Annotated in this window: 7 protein-coding genes; all 7 read left to right on the top strand. The window is 61.7% G+C overall.

The window, feature by feature from the left end; translation table 11 throughout:
* The coding region (locus SB822_RS40370; protein WP_410857318.1) for a hypothetical protein at window positions 1-554 on the top strand (554 nt) is incomplete at its 5' end.
* Between the two features lie 77 nt (window positions 555-631).
* Complete coding sequence (locus SB822_RS40365) at window positions 632-1,489, top strand: hypothetical protein (RefSeq protein ID WP_410857317.1); 858 nt, start codon at window positions 632-634, stop codon at window positions 1,487-1,489.
* Window positions 1,490-1,492: 3 nt separating this feature from the next.
* Window positions 1,493-4,213: a hypothetical protein gene (locus SB822_RS40360; RefSeq protein ID WP_410857316.1), complete on the top strand. Its 2,721-nt coding sequence runs from the start codon at window positions 1,493-1,495 to the stop codon at window positions 4,211-4,213.
* Window positions 4,214-4,225: 12 nt separating this feature from the next.
* Window positions 4,226-4,642, top strand: a complete 417-nt coding sequence (locus SB822_RS40355; protein WP_410857315.1) for a hypothetical protein — start codon at window positions 4,226-4,228, stop codon at window positions 4,640-4,642.
* Window positions 4,643-4,651: 9 nt separating this feature from the next.
* The gene (locus SB822_RS40350; protein WP_410857314.1) at window positions 4,652-6,751 is read left to right on the top strand and encodes a hypothetical protein; all 2,100 of its coding nucleotides are present in this window, start codon (window positions 4,652-4,654) and stop codon (window positions 6,749-6,751) included.
* A gap of 44 nt (window positions 6,752-6,795) precedes the next feature.
* Entirely contained in the window at window positions 6,796-7,014 is a 219-nt protein-coding gene (locus SB822_RS40345) for a hypothetical protein (RefSeq protein ID WP_410857313.1), read from the top strand.
* Window positions 7,015-7,134: 120 nt separating this feature from the next.
* Window positions 7,135-17,844, top strand: a complete 10,710-nt coding sequence (locus tag SB822_RS40340; RefSeq protein WP_410857312.1) for a hypothetical protein — start codon at window positions 7,135-7,137, stop codon at window positions 17,842-17,844.
* Window positions 17,845-17,914: the final 70 nt, after the last annotated feature.

The raw sequence follows: 17,914 nt of genomic DNA, 5'->3' as shown, positions 1-17,914 counted from the left end.
ACCTGATGGGCATCGTCTACTCGAACAACATCGGCCTCGACGCGCTGAAAAAGAAGATCGACGCGAAACTGGCCGGTGAGGAAGACCAGCCGGAACCGCCGGCGGCTGACGCTGTATTCGCACCGAATCCGCTGGCAGGCCAGAACGAGCCCGCCAAGCGCAAGACGCTGCGCCAGCACTTGCACGACACGCAGATGCGTCTGATCCGCTGCCGCATCACCAACATGGATCCGAAGAAGAAGGATCTGCCGGGCGAGATCTTCACGGTCGCCAACGAGCACCTGGGCACCGTGCGCAAGTACGTCCCCTACGGTGAAGTGACCGATGACGGTTATCACCTCCCGTACTGCATCTACCGCCAGCTCGAATCGCGCAAGTTCCTGAACATCCGCACGACGAAGGGCAAGAATGGCGTGCCCCGGATCGAACAGCGCTGGGCGAAGGAATTCTCGCTGGAAGTGTTGCCGCAGCTGACGGAAGCCGAACTGAAGCGGCTGGCGACGGCCCAGATCGCCGCCGGCGCAGTGGGTGTCGGCGCAGACGACGCGCTCTGATCACCCCACCTCCCATTGCCTGAATGGCCCGCTCACTGAACTGGGCGGGCCTTTTGTTTTGAACCAGGGGAAAGAACATGTCCACCTACGGCATTGATATCGATGCAAACCTGGCCTACAGCCAGCTGCTCTCGGCCACGCCCATTGCGATCGATCCGCTGGATCTGACGGCCAACATCTTCAATGTGGCGTCCGACACGAACTCGCCGGCCTACCAGGAAGTCGCCAAACTCACGAATGCGGACTACACATCCGGCTCCATTGAAGGCACGGGCACGTTCGATGTGATGATGCAGGGCGTCAAGGCGCAGCTGCAGGAAGAGTTCAGCAAGGGACGCATCACGGCCGCCGAGTACACCAAGACCTACGTCGCACTGGTGCAGGTGGTGATGCAGAACGCCACCCAGTACCTGCTCGGCCGGGATCAGGCGTACTGGCAGTCGGTGCAGGCCCAGGTGGCCATGGTGACGGCCCGTGTCCAGCTGGAGACGGCCAAGTATGAAGCGGTCACCGCACGCATCCAGGCAGAGACGGGCAAGGCCACCCTGGCACTCACCAAGGCCAAGATTGGCACGGAAGACGCCCAGTACGGCCAGATCAAGTACACGGTCGACAACCTCCTGCCCGTCCAGGCACAGGTGGCCCAGAAGCAGGTGCTGCTGGTGGGTGAGCAGGCCGAAGTGCAACGTGCGCAGACGCAGGACGTGCGTACGGACCTGTTCCCGGTAACCGGGGTGCTCGGCCAGCAGAAGTCGCTGTATGCCCAGCAGGTCGTCAGCTACAAGCGCGACTCCGAGCAAAAAGCGGCCAAGCTCTTTGCCGATGCCTGGGTCACGCAGAAGACGATCGACGAGGGCCTCACCGCACCGAACTCGTTCACCAACGGGGTGATCGATGAAGTGCTGGCCGCCGTCAAGAATAACAACGGGCTGTAAGTCATGGGCTTCTTCGGCGGCGATACCACGGTCAGCGTGTCCTCCACCATCTACAACATGGCGGGGGACATCAACAAGCGCCCGGATTACCTGAAGTCGACCGTGACGGCAGGTGTGCTGGGCGAGACGGGCGCATCACTGGCCGACCTGATCCAGAATGCGTATATCAACGGGCCGGGCATGAACCTGCGCTCGTTCTACCGCTGGGCCGCCGGAAGCTCGGGCTATGAGGACGCAGTAGGTTTCACCTCTGGCTCACTGGTGACGGGCAACTCGCTCGACAACGTGGCGCTCGCTGACCAGATCCAGACCAGTCTCGGTGCACCGGCGGGCTACTCGGTTGCCATCCAGTCCAGTGATCTGGGCTATGCCGACATCTCCTGGTGGGCCGAGCAGTACATCCTCGCCAACCATCCGGAGCGCATCGAGACGGCCTGGCATTGCGATTACGTCAACGGCCAGGGTGTCATCACCTGGGCGGATGGGGGGCAGGAAGGCTTCACGCCGGCCGGTTTCAACCCGGCGGCGAAGTACCTGTTCGCCACCTACACACTGAACTCGGGTGCGGTGGATGGCACGGTGGTTCCTGGCCAGACCGTGACGCTCGATGTGAACACGGGCTTTCCGTCCACGGCGGACTGGAAGGTCGATTCATCTGTCCTCACGCCTACCACGCTGGACCTGGTGAACACGGTCACGACCAGCCACACCTACTCGGACAACCGCACCCCCGACTCGAACACGGTCACCACGCACAAGTCGGCGCAGGGGATCAACACGTCGGCCGTCTTCGAGAAGACCAGCTACCTGGGCATCGATCCGGCCAACCCGAAGCGTACGCACTCGACCCGCCAGATCATGCATCAGGATCAGGTGGTGTCGATCGTCGACAATCCGCCTGTGACTACCACGTCCACCAACCTGGTGGCGGGCAGCACATCAGTGACCTCGACCCAGACGGTGGTCACGAAGACCCAGACCACGCGGCTCACACGCACCTACCGGATCGACACGCAGGATGTCACCAACGGCACGCAAAGCGGGCTGCAGGTGTTCATCTACCCCCTTGGTTCGGGCAACGGCGTGCTCGATGCGATGTTCAATCCGCCCGCTGACATGGGCCGGTTCTTCCCGTACATCCCCGTGCGCATCGACAACAGGATGGTCTCGGACACGTACAAGCCGGACGTCTATGCGATGGCGAAGAAGGCCTACAAGAAGGCCACAACGAAGAACTTCGATGACTTCATCGCCAAGATCAATGAGAACCAGTCGATCAAGGACATCGACTACGCCTACGTCGTGTTCGGCGTATCAGTGAACGTGGCCGAGATCACCGCGAAGAAATACCTGTGGAACTTCTTCGAGGCGTGCATGGAGTCGGCCTCCTTCACGCCGCACGCCTATGCCCAGTTCAAGGCGAAGTGGGCAGCTGCACAGGCCGTGCAGGACGTGTTCAATGCCTGGGTGCTGGCCAACGGCAACAGCTCTGTCTACACCCAGGCGCCGCCCATGGGTGACTTCCCGGCACTGCCCACGCAGTCGCTGGAGATCCGCACCTCTAGCAGCTCGAACCTGAACTACGACATGGTGATCTCGTGGAACGGTATCGAGTCGTCATTCGGTGCGGGCCGGGCCGATCCGGCGCACGGTGCTGGCGATATCTGGTGGGTGCTCAATGGGGCGGACACGCTCACGCGCACCACCCGTGTGAGCCAGGATCCGGAAACAGGCCTCTCTGAGTTCTCGTTCCAGGTGCCGTATGTGACGCTCTACTGGCAGGTGGATGGCAACAACTGGAAGGCGCTGCACATCTACGGTCTGCTGCACCGGAACTACGTCTACAACGGCAAGTCAGTGGACATCAGCATCACCGATGCGCTCAAGGACAAGGAAGAGTCGGGCTTCATCATCCCGCTCAACGAGGAGATCTTCCGCTCGATGTCGCTCAAGGACACGACCCAGATGTCCACGGCCTGCACCTACATCGTCTTCAACTGCTACACGGTGGTGAAGCAGCCCTGGTATGCCTCGGCCGGTTTCATGGTCGTCGTCATCATCATCATTATCATCATCACGATCGTCACCTGGGGTTCAGGCACGGGACCGGCCACCTCGTTCTACGGGGCGATCGGTGCGGCCGTCGGCCTGTCCGGGGTGGCTGCCATTGTGGTGGGCTTCGCCATCTCGATGATCGCGGCCATGATCGTCTCGAAGATCCTTGGCTACGCCGCGAAGAAGCTCTTCGGTGAGAAGATCGGGGCGATCATCGGTGCCATTGCCACGGTGGTGGTGATGGTGGTAGGCGGCACGATGGCGGGCGGCGGTACGTGGGCGGAAGGACTGAGCCAGCTCACGGCACCCCAGAACCTGCTGCAGCTGACGGCCGCTGTGGCGCAGGGTGTCAACCAGTATGTGGCGACCGAAACGAAAGACGTGCTTCAGCAGACGAATGAACTGCTGGAAAAGTACAATGCCGACATGCAGTCGGTAGCCGACAAATACGGCTCGGTGATCGGTTCCAACCTGGCATACTTCGATCCGATGCAGCTCACGGATGTGAGCGCGCCGCCGACGCCGGGACATGCCTATGTCTACGAGCCAGCCGACAGCTTCTTGAACAGAACACTGATGACCGGTAGCGACATTGCGGAGCTCAACTCCACACTGATCGAGCAATACGTGTCATTGACTCTGGACGTTTCCCAGTCTATCGCTACCTGATCAGGAACTCTCATGGATCTCAACTTTGGTGCGGGCAACAACACGCCTACCTACAACTTCACTTCAGGTCTGAATCCGGCCAGCACAGACTACGGCTCGCTGAACCTATTCGGTATGGGTGTGCCGCAACAAGGCACGGGTTCCCTGCCTGGTATGCCCAGTTCGGCTGGTATCGGGATGAACCTGCCCACACTCCAGCTGGGTCTGAGTGGTCTGTCCACCCTGGCCAACCTGTACACGGGCCTGAAGTCCCTGGGTCTGGCACAGGACCAGTTCAGCTTCAACAAGGACATGACCCAGAAGAACTACGCCAACTCGGTGGCCAGCTACAACACGGCGCTCACCGACAAGGCCAATGCCCGTGCTGTCACGGAAGGCCAGTCCACGGCTGCACGTGATGCGTACATCAACGCCAACCGGCTCAACTAAGGAGGCGACATGGCAGTTTTGACATGGCGTAACGTCGATGTCCCTCGCGGGGCCGACGGCGCAATCCTGGGGCTGAATACGGCCGCCAACCTGCTGACCAATGGTACGAACGGGCTGGCCGATGCGATCGGCAACTTCGGCAAGCAGCAGACACAGCTCGCCGACAATGCGGCCGTACAGGCAGCGTCCCGTTTTCAGGATCCCAATGCCCTGAAGGCGGCGCTGGCTGACGGTTCCCTCCTTGGTTCCCTGCAGGGTGTCGATCCGTCGCGCGTGAATGCGATGACGCTCGGCGACATCCAGAACCGGGTGGGCACGCTCATCAACAATGCGACCAACCAGCAGTCGCTGGACAAGGCCACGTACGACCAGAACCGTACGGTGCAGGGTAACCAGCTGACAGATGCGGCCCAGCCGACTGTCAACAAGCTGCTCGCCGCCAGTGCTTCGGGGGATCCGAAACAGCTCGCCGCCGCCCAGGCGGAGGCCGCACAGGATCCGGCCTACCAGGCACTGCGTTCGAGCCAGGTGAACAACGTGCTGACGGACAGCCAGGCGCTGACGGGCAAGCAGACGCAGAACAACCAGTCCCAGTTCAGCCTCGATGTCTCTAAGCGTACGGATGCCGACACGCAGGCAGGCACGAACACGGGCCAGATGATTGCGGCTGCCGGCTACGACAACCAGGGCGCACTGCAGGAGATCAACAAGCTCCAGTCGCCGGGTGCCCGACAGGCAGCGATGGATTACCTGCAGCGCACGCAGGGCTTCAACTTCCAGAATGGTCCGGTGGGCGGTGCAGGACCGGTGGCAGGTGGCGGCGGTGCAGGCGGTGGTGCTTCCTCCTCTGGTTCAACGGGCTTCGACACGATCTACGGTAATGGCAAGTACGGCACGCCCGCTGCGCCCATCACCTCGATGTCCACGGGGGATGTGGTCAAGTTCGGCAACGAGACGCTGATCCCGGCCACGAAGGGCAAGATCGGAGCCAAGGATGCACAGGGTAACGACCTGGGTACGTCGGCCGTCGGCGCCTACCAGCTCACGCAGGGCACGATCACGAAGTACGCACCCAAGGTGCTGGGGGACAACTGGCAGAGCCAGACGTTCACGCCGCAGGCGCAGGACCAGATTGCCAAGCAGCTCTTCGAGGACAACAAGGGCGGCGACCTGCATGCGATCTGGCCGACACTGCCCGATTCGTCGAGCGGTGCGTACAAGAACATGTCGTGGGAAGACATCCGTCCGCGTATCGCACAGGCTGAGTCGAGTACCGACCGCCAGACGCTGCTCTCGCAGCTGCAGGGCAACCAGGTCACCAACGCCATCTACCAGGGTGGTGCGCAGACCCGTGCGGCGCAGGACATCACCAACCTCGGGATCGATCCGAAGGAATGGACGACGGCGACCAACAACGCCGGCTCCTCGGCAGACGTCGCCAAGGGTCTGTCGGAAGGTGACGGGCCACTGAAAGGGCAGAACGTCAACTGGGTGCAGAACCGGATCGATGACATCATCCAGAAGTCGATCCAGCCGGACCCGCAGTCGGGCAAGCCGGTGGCCAAGCTCAATGCGTCCCAGGCCGGCCTCGTGCTCAAGGATTCGATCTCGGGCGGCTCGATCAGTCCGATCGGTCGTGGTATAGACTGGGCGACCAACCTTTTCACGGGTAATAACCTGTCGTCGGGACAGAAGGTGGATCAGAACAAGGTCGACCAGCTGATCAAGGCGACGGCTACCGGCTCACCGATCGACCTGGCGGGCAAGACGCTCGTCAACCAGCAGACCCAGCAGAATCTTGCGGGTGCTCAGGCGGCTTACCAGAATGCGGCAACGGCGTATTCCAGCATGCTGGCCCGCTTGCAGGTAGGTCAGCCGGTGGATGATGCGACGAAGGCCCGGATCACAGCCAACTTCCGGCTGACGGAAGCTAACCTGAAGTCGATGCAGGGTGCACAGACGGGCAATCCGGATGTGAACCCGCTTGGCTGGAAGGGTGCGGCCGATGCCCAGGTGCAGCAGGCGGTTGCCGATGCGGCCCGCAAAAAGGCGATCGACGAGGCGTTCAACCAATCGGCCGGTCCTTCGATCATCCCGGCGCTGCCTTGATGTAAGATTCCCCCGTACTTCCAATAAAGAACGGGGGAATCAACATGAATGTGGCAGAAGGTTTTAGCCGGGTGGCCCGGATGATTGGCATCGTCGGCTGGTTTATCCTGGCACTTAGCGTGATATACGCTGGCGTGAATGTGTACCAGAACTACCGTGGAATCAGCTCACTCGATCCGATCGTTGGTGGTGCCTTCATGTGTGCCGTGGCGCATGGTGTTGCGTGGATCATCAAGGGCTTTGCCAAGCCGAAAAGCGCGTAAACTGTCAACTGCTCTCGACAACAGACGAGCCTCACCTGCGAAGGTGGGGCTTTTTTGTTTTTAAGGCTCCCGGTTCCTGGTACAGTTCACCTCAAACTTATCTCGCAACAGGACTGACTGATGCCCTCTGCACAAGACCTCTTTGACCAGTATCTCAATGCGGGGACGCCAGCCAGTCCGGCTCCCGTTGCTCCGCAAGGCTCGCTCGATCCGGGTGAGTCGGTGGTCCCGTCGCAACAACCCACCATGCAGCAGAATGTCGCTGCCACGGCTGATGCAAAGAAGGCTGCTCTCGCTGCCGTCGCCGACCAGAAGAAGGTTGGTGTCGCTGCCCAGAATGGCATTCCTTCCCTGGATCAGCTGTACTCCGATGTGCTCGCCCGCCAGACGGGTGCGGGCCTCAAGACAATGCCGTCACAGGTCGATGCCGATGTGGCCTCGCTGCCAGCGGCCGATCTCATTGCGAAGTACGGCTACGACCAGGGCATGCACCTGGTCTCGGCCCGCCTGCAGGCGCAGGGCTCCGTACAGATGGACGCTACGCGCAGCCGTGACTATGCACAGGCAATCGGTGACTTCGGTGCTGGCGTCGGTCTCGGTGTGGCCAACTCGGTGGGTGGCATCGGTGCGCTGGGCCTGGGTCTCATCAACAGGGATGCCGGTACGCAGGCGGCTTCCGCTGTCAAGGCGCTCAACGACGCCGTACAGGGCAACCTCGAATCGGATGCCCTGCAGGCGCACCAGCGTGCCAATGCAGCGACGAACCAGCTGGGCTACCGGGACAACGTAGCGAAGCAGGCCGCCGAGGCGAAGACGGATGGTAACTTCGTGGCAGGCCTGCGCCGGATTGGCCGGGATGCCACGACGGCCGTCGGCAATGCGATCTCCGATCCGACGGTTGCATCCGATGGTCTGGCCCAGGGTATCGGCTCGCTGGTCACGGCTGGCCCGATCGGCAAGGGGATTGGTCTCGGTGCCAAGGCGGCTATTGATGGCGCTGAACACCTGGGACTCCTAGGCGTTGGACTGAAGGGTGAGCAGGTGGCAGCCAGGCTCGCTCCCCTGGCTCACGATGTGGCCATGCCGGGTTCGATCGGCCTCACGGAAGCGGGCGGCGCCTACCAGCAGACGGCGGCCGACATCATGGGCAAGTCGGATGCCGACATGCGCAAGGACTCGCCCACTTACGTCGATATGGTCGACAACCAGGGCATGAATCCGGATCAGGCGAAGTCGCTGATTGCCAACCGGGCGGGCATGTTCGCCGCTGCGGTGCAGGGACCCGCCGCCATGATGACGGGCAAGCTCGTCGAGAAGTTCGAGGCGCATCCGTTCTCGGTGCCCTCGCTGCGCGAAGCGGGCCAGAACATCCTCAAGGAAGGCCTCGAAGAAACGATCCAGTCGGGCACGGGCCAGCTCGCCCAGAACATGGGCACGCAGAAGTCGGGGGCAAATCCCGGTCAGGATCTGCTCGAAGGGGTCGGTGAGCAGGCCGGCCTCGGTGGTCTGTACGGCATGGCTTCCGCCGGTGCCGTGCAGGGTCCGGGTGCGGTGCTGACTCACGCTACCCGCGCCGCCATGAACCTCGGCAGTGCTGCGGCAACGGTAGCCAGGGGTGCGGTGAATGCTGCCGGTGCCGTGGCCCAGCCGATCGTGGATCTGGCGGCGAAGCGTGGCGACAAGGTAGCGGCCGCCAACGAGGCAGCCTCGCCCGTGTCGGACCAGAACATTGCGACGGCGGCCGACGAGATTGCCCAGAATGCGCCGGCGGCGGCCGCACAGGCAACGCAAGCCGTGCAGACTTCGAACCTGCCGGAAGCAGGCAAGGCCAAGGTCTCGCAGTACATCCAGGATCTGACGGACTCGATCAGCTTCCATCCGGATGAGCTCCAGGGCATGCCGCAACCGATCATCGATGCGGTGGGGGATGCCTCGACCCGTGTTCATGCGCTGCAGAACATGGACGCCTACCTGAACAATCCGAAGAATTCGGAAGCGGACAAGTTGCAGGTGCATGCCGCACTGCGCGGCAGTCTCGAAAGTGCACTCGGCGGAATCAATGAATCCCCGGAAGAGCTCGCCAAACTGCCGGAAAACGATCCGGCCCGGCAATACGCCTCGGACATTCTGGGGGTGCTGCAGCAGTACCAGCAGTCGCCCGGTGCACGCAAGGCACAGGTTGCGGCGCAGAAGGCAGCACAGAAGGTTGAAGTCCCGCACGTGAGTGAAGAGTCGGCCGCTACGCCCGAAGGCCAGCAGGCCATCCAGACGGTGGCCAATGTGGCCGCTCTCGCTCCCGACCGGGTGCCGGCTAAGAGCCTGGAAACGGTCATGGCCATGCAGGTGGCGGGCAAGGTGTCGCTCTCGAACTACCAGAGCGCGGCGATCCGCTCGGCACTCGCCGTCCTCAAGGGCCGGGAAGCGTACGTGAACCAGCTGAAGGCCAATGGCCAGACGGCTGCGAAGGACATCGTGGCCGAACAGGTCTCAACGGCAAAGGAGTCGCCGGAAGGCCGTGAGTCGGCGGCCAAGCACATCGAGAACATTCGTTCGGCGTATGCGTCGGGTGACCTCAATGGTGCAAAGGCCGCGCTCGAGGGGTTTGGCAAATTCGCGCAGAGCCAGCAGAACAAGGTGCGTGCGATTAATGCCCAGATCACGGCGCATGGCGTCAAGTCGAACAAGAGTAACTCGCTCCAGTACGACTACATCTCGCCGGACAAGTCCCAGTGGCAGACCTCGAAAGAGGGTTTCGGTGTCACTCCGACGGCTGCCGGATCGGTCGACAATGCCCAGACGGTGGGGGCTGAAGCACATGCTCTCACCGAGATGCACAATGCGCTGGCGTCGGCGTATCCGGAGCTGAAGGTGGGTCATCTGGATCAGGTGTCACTGGATCCGTCGCTTACGGGTGACACGCCCGCCAAGGTGGCGCAGCAGTGGACACAGGGCAAGCGCACGGCCGGTAAGGTTCAGGGGAATGTCCAGACGGCTGCACAGACAACCACACCGGACACGACGAAGACTGTTGCACAGGCAGAGTCTAAACCGGTTGAGGCACCGGTTGAAGCAAAGCAACCTGAACAGAAACAGACTGTTACGCCTGAAGCGCCTGGCACTCCTGAAGTCAAGGCGGCCGAGCCGGCAGTCAAGGAAGCTGCACAGCCCAAGGAAACGCAGCCCGCTCCTGCTGCTGCTGAACCGGAAGTCAAAACTGAACCAGTGAAGGAGAAGAAGGGCGTCGCTGCCGTCTATCCGGATCTGGTCGAGCCGAAGTCGGGCAACCAGTTCACCAATGCCTTCACGCAGCCGAAGACGGAGAAGTCGAGCCTGGCAGGTGCTGCCACGCCCGTCGAGCAGATCAAGGAATCGCTCTCCTCGCCGGAAGCCTTCCAGCGTGATGGCAAGGGCTCACCTGCCCGGCTGACGGAAGAGGTCAGCAAGGCGTACCGCATGATGCTGAATCTGGTGCCGGCGATGGTCGATGAGATCAACGACCACCTGCAGACCTTCCTCGCCAAGTCGAACCAGAAAGGCGACAAGGCAGGCAAGACCTACGCTGAACGGTTCGCTGCTGGCGAAGAGATCAACCGCTTCCGTAGCGGCAAGCTGATGAATCTGGCTGAAGTACAGCCGGATGGTTCGTACAAACTGAACCAGTCCCTGGCAGAGACGGCGGGGATTGCCGGCCTGCAGTGGTTCCTGTCGGCCAACACCTATGGCGGTGTGCTTGATGAGTCGGATGCACGGCAGATCTTCGGCCTGAATGATGATGTGGAAGTGAATCCCACGCTGGTTACGTTCCTGAATTCGGGCGTGCTGCGCATCGACGCTATCTCCTCCCTGGCTCAGAAGGTGCAGAACTACTGGGGACTCGACACCAACCGCAATGCGCCCGACGGCTACACGAAGGGTATCCCGCAGGCCATGGCCGCCGAGCTGCTGCGCACGATGATGGATACGCAGCTCTCTGTCTATGACGAAGAGACGGATGGCTGGAAGAAGGGCGCCATGCTCACCGAGTACCAGCTGCGGGTGGATACGCAGACAGGCAACATCGTGGGCGGCTCGGCCGAAGGCAAGTCCATCAAGACGCTCTCGGTGCTGGTGCCCGCCAAGGCCAGGGAAACGAGCAAGCTGCAGAAGTTCCCGGATGCAATCGAACGGGTAGTGTCGAAGGATCCCGCGCTCAACCATTATCTCGATGGTGAGCGTCCGGCTGTGCCCAAGACCCAGATGCGCAATCCGCTAGTGGAGAACACGGCCGAGCAGAAGGACATGATCACCAATGAGACGGCGACGCCGTTCAAGGTGAACCCGCATATGGCCGCACTCTACCGTGCGCTGACGGTGGACAAGCTGGTCGACATCTTCGGTCCGGGCACGGTCGACGAGGAGAAACTTAACGTCAACGATGCCAACTCGAAGAAGGGTCAGCGTCAGGCGATCGTCTCTGCCTTCAATGTGTTCGAGGACACACTGGCGGCGGTTGAGGCACATGCCGAAGCGAACAGCAAGTCACCGGAAGACGTCGAGATCCGCTACGGCTACAACATGAGCCGGGTGTCCCGTCTGCAGATGCTGGGCCGCTTCAATCCGCAGGCCTCCAAGCTCATGCGGGAAGCCGTGCTGCCCACGCAGAGCACGCTGAATCTGGGCAAGCGGGAACACATGCAGGCGTTCATGCTCGGCGTTGGTCAGGCGATCGGTACGAAGGTGCACAACATGCCCTTTGACATGATGCTCGACAAGACGCTGGGTGACCTGACGGGCAAGTTTGCACCGGCCGTCGATGTGCTGCGCCAGTTCCAGTCGACGGGCCGGATGACGGAAGACATGGCCAGCGAGCTCAAGGCTTCCCTTGGCTCAGAGCCGACGTTCGTGCAGCTGCATGGGCTGATGGAGTACGCCCGCTACCTCGATGCGAGCAAGGCCGACCGCAAGGCATTCCGCACGCAGCTCTACCTCGAGGCGGACGGCATGACCAATGGCCCCGTCAATGCGATGGCGCTGCTGTCACAAGGCCGCTTCACGAAGAACTGGGTGCGCAACATGGCACGGGGTGGCCTGTGGTTCGGTGGTACGAAGGACCAGACCTCGACCGTCTACCGGCAAAGCGACCCCATCGACCTGTACAAGGCCACCTCCGACGACCTGCGCACACGTATTGCCGACATGCGCAAGAGCCTGCCCGAGGACGTCAAGGGCCAGCAGAACCATCTGCTGAACCTGATGAACCTGATGCTGGGGGATGCCGTGAAGTTCGACGGCCAGGACACGGTGGAACTGGATCGTGGCATTGCGAAGAATCCGCTGACCATCACGATCTACGGCTCAGGTGCGGCTGGTATTGCCGGCAAGCTGACGGGCATGCTGGTGGAGAAGATCTACGCGCAGTTCTCCGATGCGCTGGCCAATGGTCGTGACCTCAAGACGCTCTTCGGCACGGGTCCGGAAGCGGAAAGCAAACGTGACACGCTGATTGCCGGGCTCGATGCGTTGATCCAGCAGCAGGTCAAGACGCAGCAGGACGGTTCCCGCGAGATCAAGGCATCGGGTATCGAGTCCCAGACGCAATCGCTGAAGGACTGGACGTTCTCCGGTGACGAGCTCAAGGCGATCCGCCAGAACATGCTGTCGCTGTTCGTCGAGCCGATGCGTGAGTCGATCAAGGAAGTGGTCGGTCCGTCGCTGCTCGGTGAAGGCACAGGCTCGGCAGACCTGATCCGCAAGGCTACGCAGATTCCCTCGATCATGCAGCAGTACGCCTACCAGCGTGCGGTGAAGGCAGCCCTCGAAGCGAAGGCCAAGGGTCCGGATTACAAGGCAGGTGAATACCTGAGCCAGAAGGAACAGGACCAGATCCTGGGCTCCGTGGCTCACCTGGCTCCCGTTATCAAGGCGCCGGGTCAGGCCTTCTATGTGGCCGGTTCCCAGGACTCGGTGCTCGATGGCAAGGGCTATGCCGAAGCGCTCGATGGCACGATGCAAAGCCAGGCTGTCGGCTACGGTCCTGGCAACTCGGGTGTGGCGGGCATCCCGTTCATGAACATCGGCATGGGTGACGGCAAGATGATGCAGATCATCTCGACCATGGCCAATGCGATCGGTGGCACGCTGAAGATCTTCGACGGCATGAACATGCCGCTCGACAGGATCACGGAAGGCTCGCAGCAGGCCAACCAGGCGGTCTACCAGTCGTGGATGGGCAATCCCCTCCAGGCTGTGTCGGATGCCTACAGCAAGTTCGTCAAGGACGTCTCGCTCAAGGACGTGGAGAAGGATGGTGAGCAGCACCAGGATCTGGTGAAGGCGCTGTTTGGTCCCTTCAAGACCACCCAGGAGTTCCCGCTGGAAGAGGTCCGTGCCGCCATGCTTGCCCTGCGTGACCAGGTGGCGGAAGGTGCATTGCAGGCGGAAGCCCGTCACCGTGCACTGAACCGGGTGAATGTCTCGGTCGACCAGATGGCAGCGGCCTCGGCACCGTACCAGATCCAGGGTAAGGAGATGGTCACCGGTAGCGAAGAGGAAATCGCCACCCGTCTGTCCGAACTCTATGCAGAGGAGCGGGACAAGCTCCAGCCTGAGTCGAAGCCGAAGACCGAGAACATTGCGCCGGAGTTGCAGAAAGCCGGAGTCGCTACCGACTCGGGTGCCCGTATCCTCAACTTCGCCGACCTCAACAACCTGGTGGGTCAGTTGAAGTCGAAGATTCCCACAGCACAGGGCCGCATTCTCCAGCAGATCAACAAGTCACTGGCTGCCCAGGGTTACAAGGTGATCTTTGGCACGCAGGAACAACTGCTTGCGTACAACTCGGCACAAGGCGGCAATGGGATCGACGCCTCCTGGCTGACGGATGCCCGCAACAAGGGCTTCATGCTCCCTGGCCGTCAGGAGATTTACCTGATGAATCCGACCAGTGAAACCCTCACGCACGAGCTGATTCATGCCTCGACCTTCGAGACGGTGCTGGCTCACTACGCGGGAGACGAACTCGGTCCCCAGGGAACCTTCATCAAGGGCGCCATTGGCAACATCGAGAAGCTGATGACGCAGTTCCTGTCGATGGGTGACCGGGTGAAGGATGCTCCTCCCAAACTGCAGCAGGCCTACGCCGATGCGGTGGCTGCCATCAACGGCCACCTGAACAATGCTGACCTTGACCGTGCCTCACAGAAGGCGCAGGGCCTCAACGAGTTCATGGCGTGGGCGCTGGCCAATCAGGATCTGGCACGGTTGCAGGAACGCACGGCTGCCCATCCCCTGGTTCAGCTGGCACGGGATGCCGTGAACCGGATCAAGCAACTCATCTGGGGCCGCAAGGAAGCACCGTTCGGCACGCCGGCGGAAGACATGTTCAGCAACCTGGCGTTCAACACGGCGATCCTGCTGCAGACGCAGCCGAGCCGCTCGGCGGTGATGCGTGACACGGCCCTGTTCCAGTCGACCGCCTATGGCGTCAATGACCGGCTCTCGGCACTCGACGATACGTTCGACCGCAAGGTGGCGGACTATCTCGATGTGCAGGATCTGCGTGAGGCAAGCCGCCGTCAGACGAAGGTGTCGAAGGCGTTGCAGCTGGGTACGGATGTCGCGCTGCACTTCGCCGCAGCGTTCCCGATGACGATGCAGGAGAAGACCACCTTCGGCAAGATCGTTTCGGCACTGGCCACGGAAGCCCATCTCGATGGCAACGTGCTCACGCGCATGCAGCAGCTCTGGACGCATGTCGAAAAGAACCTGACGGTGGAAGACCTGATGGATCCCAATGCAGCTGATCCGCAGGCCGAGCGCTACTATGCGCAGCAGAAGTACGATGCGATCCTGGGCAACAGCCTGCAGAAGATCGACGGGGCAGGACGCTCGTCGCTGCTGCCGGCGTTTATGGCGCTGGCCGTCACCAATGACCAGTTCCGTGATGTGCTGCATGGCATGGATCTGCCCAAGGGTGAGAAGTCGGGTGCTGAAAGCCGCCTCGATGCACTGCTGGAGAACAGTGCCAATGCCGTGCTCGACAATCTCTCCCGCCGCATCTCGGGTGACATCGGCGCCGACTCGGTGCGTGAAGCGATGTATGCGCTGTCCGACCGCCTGATCGATATCGCCCAGGACCGTCAGAGCTTCTATGACCAGCTCGCCAACCCGATCGGTGATGTGGTGGACCGCAGCAATGACCTCGTGGTGCAGGGCATGAACGACCTCGCCGGCAAGGTGGTCGGCAAGGCCGAGGCGCTCGATGCGAAGCATGACAACCGGCTCACGAACCTGGTGGCTTCGTCCGCCCGCCTGATGGCGGCTGTCGTCTCCGAAGAGCACGCGGGCAAGATTGCCGAAGGCGTGATGACGGCCATCAACAAGGTCAAGGGGCTGAAGCCTTTCACCGAAGTGATCTCGGATCTGGTCGGCCGCACGGCATCGAACGCCAGCGTGTACGACATGATCAAGATCGTCCGGACGATGATTGCGCAGGACCGCCAGCAGTTCCGCGAGGAAGTGCCGAAGGTGATTGCCTCGCACTTCTCCCGCCAGCTCACGGAGGAGGAGTGGAGCCTGCTGCACCGTGCGATGGGCAAGTCAGATCTGGCTTCCCTGGCTCAGGGGTTGAGCCAGGACGAGATCATGAAGCTCGTCGAGCACCCGGCCGATCTGAAGGCAAAGATCCAGGAACTGGAAGCCGCCATCCAGTCGGCTGACACGCCGAACTGGGCTCGCTACCAGAACAAGATGCAGCAGCTGGCCGCCTACATGATGAACGGCACGACCAGCAGCAACCTGCTGCGCAATGCGGTGGCCATCTCCCGTCTGCTGGGCGAGCAGGGTGCGAACCGCAAGTCGGCCAAGGCAATCGCGGACATGAAGACGTTCCAGAAGAACATCGACATGCTCACGACGCTCTACGCGCTGAACCACCTGGAGCTCAAGGACCAGCTGGCGATGTCGACCTTTGTGTCGAAGGAAGCCGAGGGTCTGAAGTTCTCGCTGGCGTACCTGCAGGGCCAGCGGGTGGAAGAGCAGAACCGGGCGGTGCAGACCGAGCGGGCACTGTTCAATCACTACAAGGGCAACATCCCGTCGCTGCAGAAGCAGGGCGCCTCGCTGATCGTGGCCGACGATGCGGACTACGCGGAGCTCGCCGCCAAGTCCTACGTGCGGGTGGCCGACTACCGGGGCAGCTCGGCCGACACGGCACGTGTGAAGCGCGGCTACTACTTCGCCGATGTGTCGGGGCGCAACGTGTTCGCGCAGGGCATCCTGCAGAACGTGCGCCAGACGGCGGGCGGTGTCGATATCGACTCGGGCTACACGATCAGCGACACGACGGCAGGCCGCATCACGGATCCTGCCCAGGTGAAGAAGGCCGCCCAGGTGATGCAGTCGGGAGCAGAAGTCGCCCGTGAGCATCTGCTGCCTGTCTACGATCCGAGCGGGCAGGTGGTGGCGTTCGAACGGTCGATCGATCCGTTCCAGCAGGGGCGCCTGTCCTACAACACGCACCTGGCCGAGATGGTCGGGGTGTGGCGTGGCCGTCAGGTCGAGGAAGCCAAGGCCGCCATCTACAACGATGCGCTGATCGACCGGCTCTACGACATGTACGACCAGGACATGAACCAGGGGGCAGGCAACCAGGCCCGCTATGTCAACGTGTTCGATGCACGCGAGCAGGCCAAGGATCCCGTGCTCGCCGATGCGGCGAAGCTCATCACCCCACAGATGCAGCAGCGCATCAAACAGACGTTTGGTGAGCGCTTCTACGTGCGTCGGGACATGCTCAACGACGCGCTCGGTTACCGGGCGGCATCCGTCGGCGATGCGTGGACGGGCACGAGCCGCTGGAGCGACCAGACGCAGGAGAACTTCAAGCGCCTCGCCATGTCGATCTTCGGCAACAAGGCCTACCAGTACACGGTCAATGCCGAGAAGACGCTGCAGTCATTCATCGGTGACGTGAAGACGATGATCGTGGTCAAGTCGGTGGTGGTGCCCATGACCAACATGATCTCGAACGCCTACCAGCTCGCCGCACGCGGTGTGCCGGTGAAGGCGATCATCACGGGCATGCCGAAGAAGACGGCGGAAGTGCGGGCCTACGTCGAGTCGGAAGTGCGCCGCATTGCAGCGGATGCCGAGCTGCGTGCGGCACAGGGCCGTGGTGATGTGGTGGCGCAGCGCAAGCTCTCCGCCGAGATCCAGTCGATCAAGGACAGCCACAAGCGGATGTCCATCTGGCCGCTGATCCAGGCAGGGGAATTCAGTGCGATCTCGAGCGGCCAGGCGGGTATCGAGGATGTGGAACTCGCCTCGGGCAAGCTCTACAGCTACATCGAGAGCCTGGTGAACAAGCTCCCCGACGGGGTGAAGACAGCGGGCCGCTATGCGCTGATCACCAAGGACACGGCACTCTACCGGGGCATGCAGACGGCCACCGAGTACGGTGACTTCCTCGCCAAGGCGATCCTCTATGACGATCTGACCAAACGCCAGGGCAGGAGCAAGGAGTACGCGCTCTCGCGCGTGACGGAAGAGTACGTCAACTATGACCGGCTGCGCGGCCGCTTCCGGGGTTACCTGGAGTCGATGGGTCTCTTGTGGTTCTACAACTTCAAGATCCGTTCGACGAAGGTGGCGCTGTCGATGATCCGCAACAACCCGGTACATGCACTGCTGGCTGCAGCGGCGCCTGCGCCTACCTTCCTTGGCTCAATCGGCTCGCCGCTGACCGACAACGTGTTCACGAAACTGGCTGATGGGCAGCTGAACTTCAGTCTGGGCTTCGGGCAGGTGTTCCACGCCCCGATGCTCAACCCATGGGTCAATCTCGTGCACTGATGAAAAGAAAAACCCCCAGCCAAAGGACTGGGGGTTTCTCATTCTGCTTTTCCTTCGGGCTCTCGACTTC

Origin of the sequence: Paraburkholderia sp. SIMBA_054 (genome assembly GCF_046534875.1) — a bacterium.
Classification (GTDB): Bacteria; Pseudomonadota; Gammaproteobacteria; order Burkholderiales; family Burkholderiaceae; genus Paraburkholderia; species Paraburkholderia hospita.
Note: the sequence above shows the minus strand (reverse complement) of the source record. Positions and strands in the feature narration are given on the sequence as shown.

What these genes read in the sequence shown, in the direction of transcription:
- SB822_RS40345 (WP_410857313.1), top strand. Translation starts at nt 6,796, where the DNA reads ATGAATGTGGCAGAAGGTTTTAGCCGGGTGGCCCGGATGATTGGCATC.
- SB822_RS40350 (WP_410857314.1), top strand. Translation starts at nt 4,652, where the DNA reads ATGGCAGTTTTGACATGGCGTAACGTCGATGTCCCTCGCGGGGCCGAC.
- SB822_RS40355 (WP_410857315.1), top strand. Translation starts at nt 4,226, where the DNA reads ATGGATCTCAACTTTGGTGCGGGCAACAACACGCCTACCTACAACTTC.
- SB822_RS40360 (WP_410857316.1), top strand. Translation starts at nt 1,493, where the DNA reads ATGGGCTTCTTCGGCGGCGATACCACGGTCAGCGTGTCCTCCACCATC.
- SB822_RS40340 (WP_410857312.1), top strand. Translation starts at nt 7,135, where the DNA reads ATGCCCTCTGCACAAGACCTCTTTGACCAGTATCTCAATGCGGGGACG.
- SB822_RS40365 (WP_410857317.1), top strand. Translation starts at nt 632, where the DNA reads ATGTCCACCTACGGCATTGATATCGATGCAAACCTGGCCTACAGCCAG.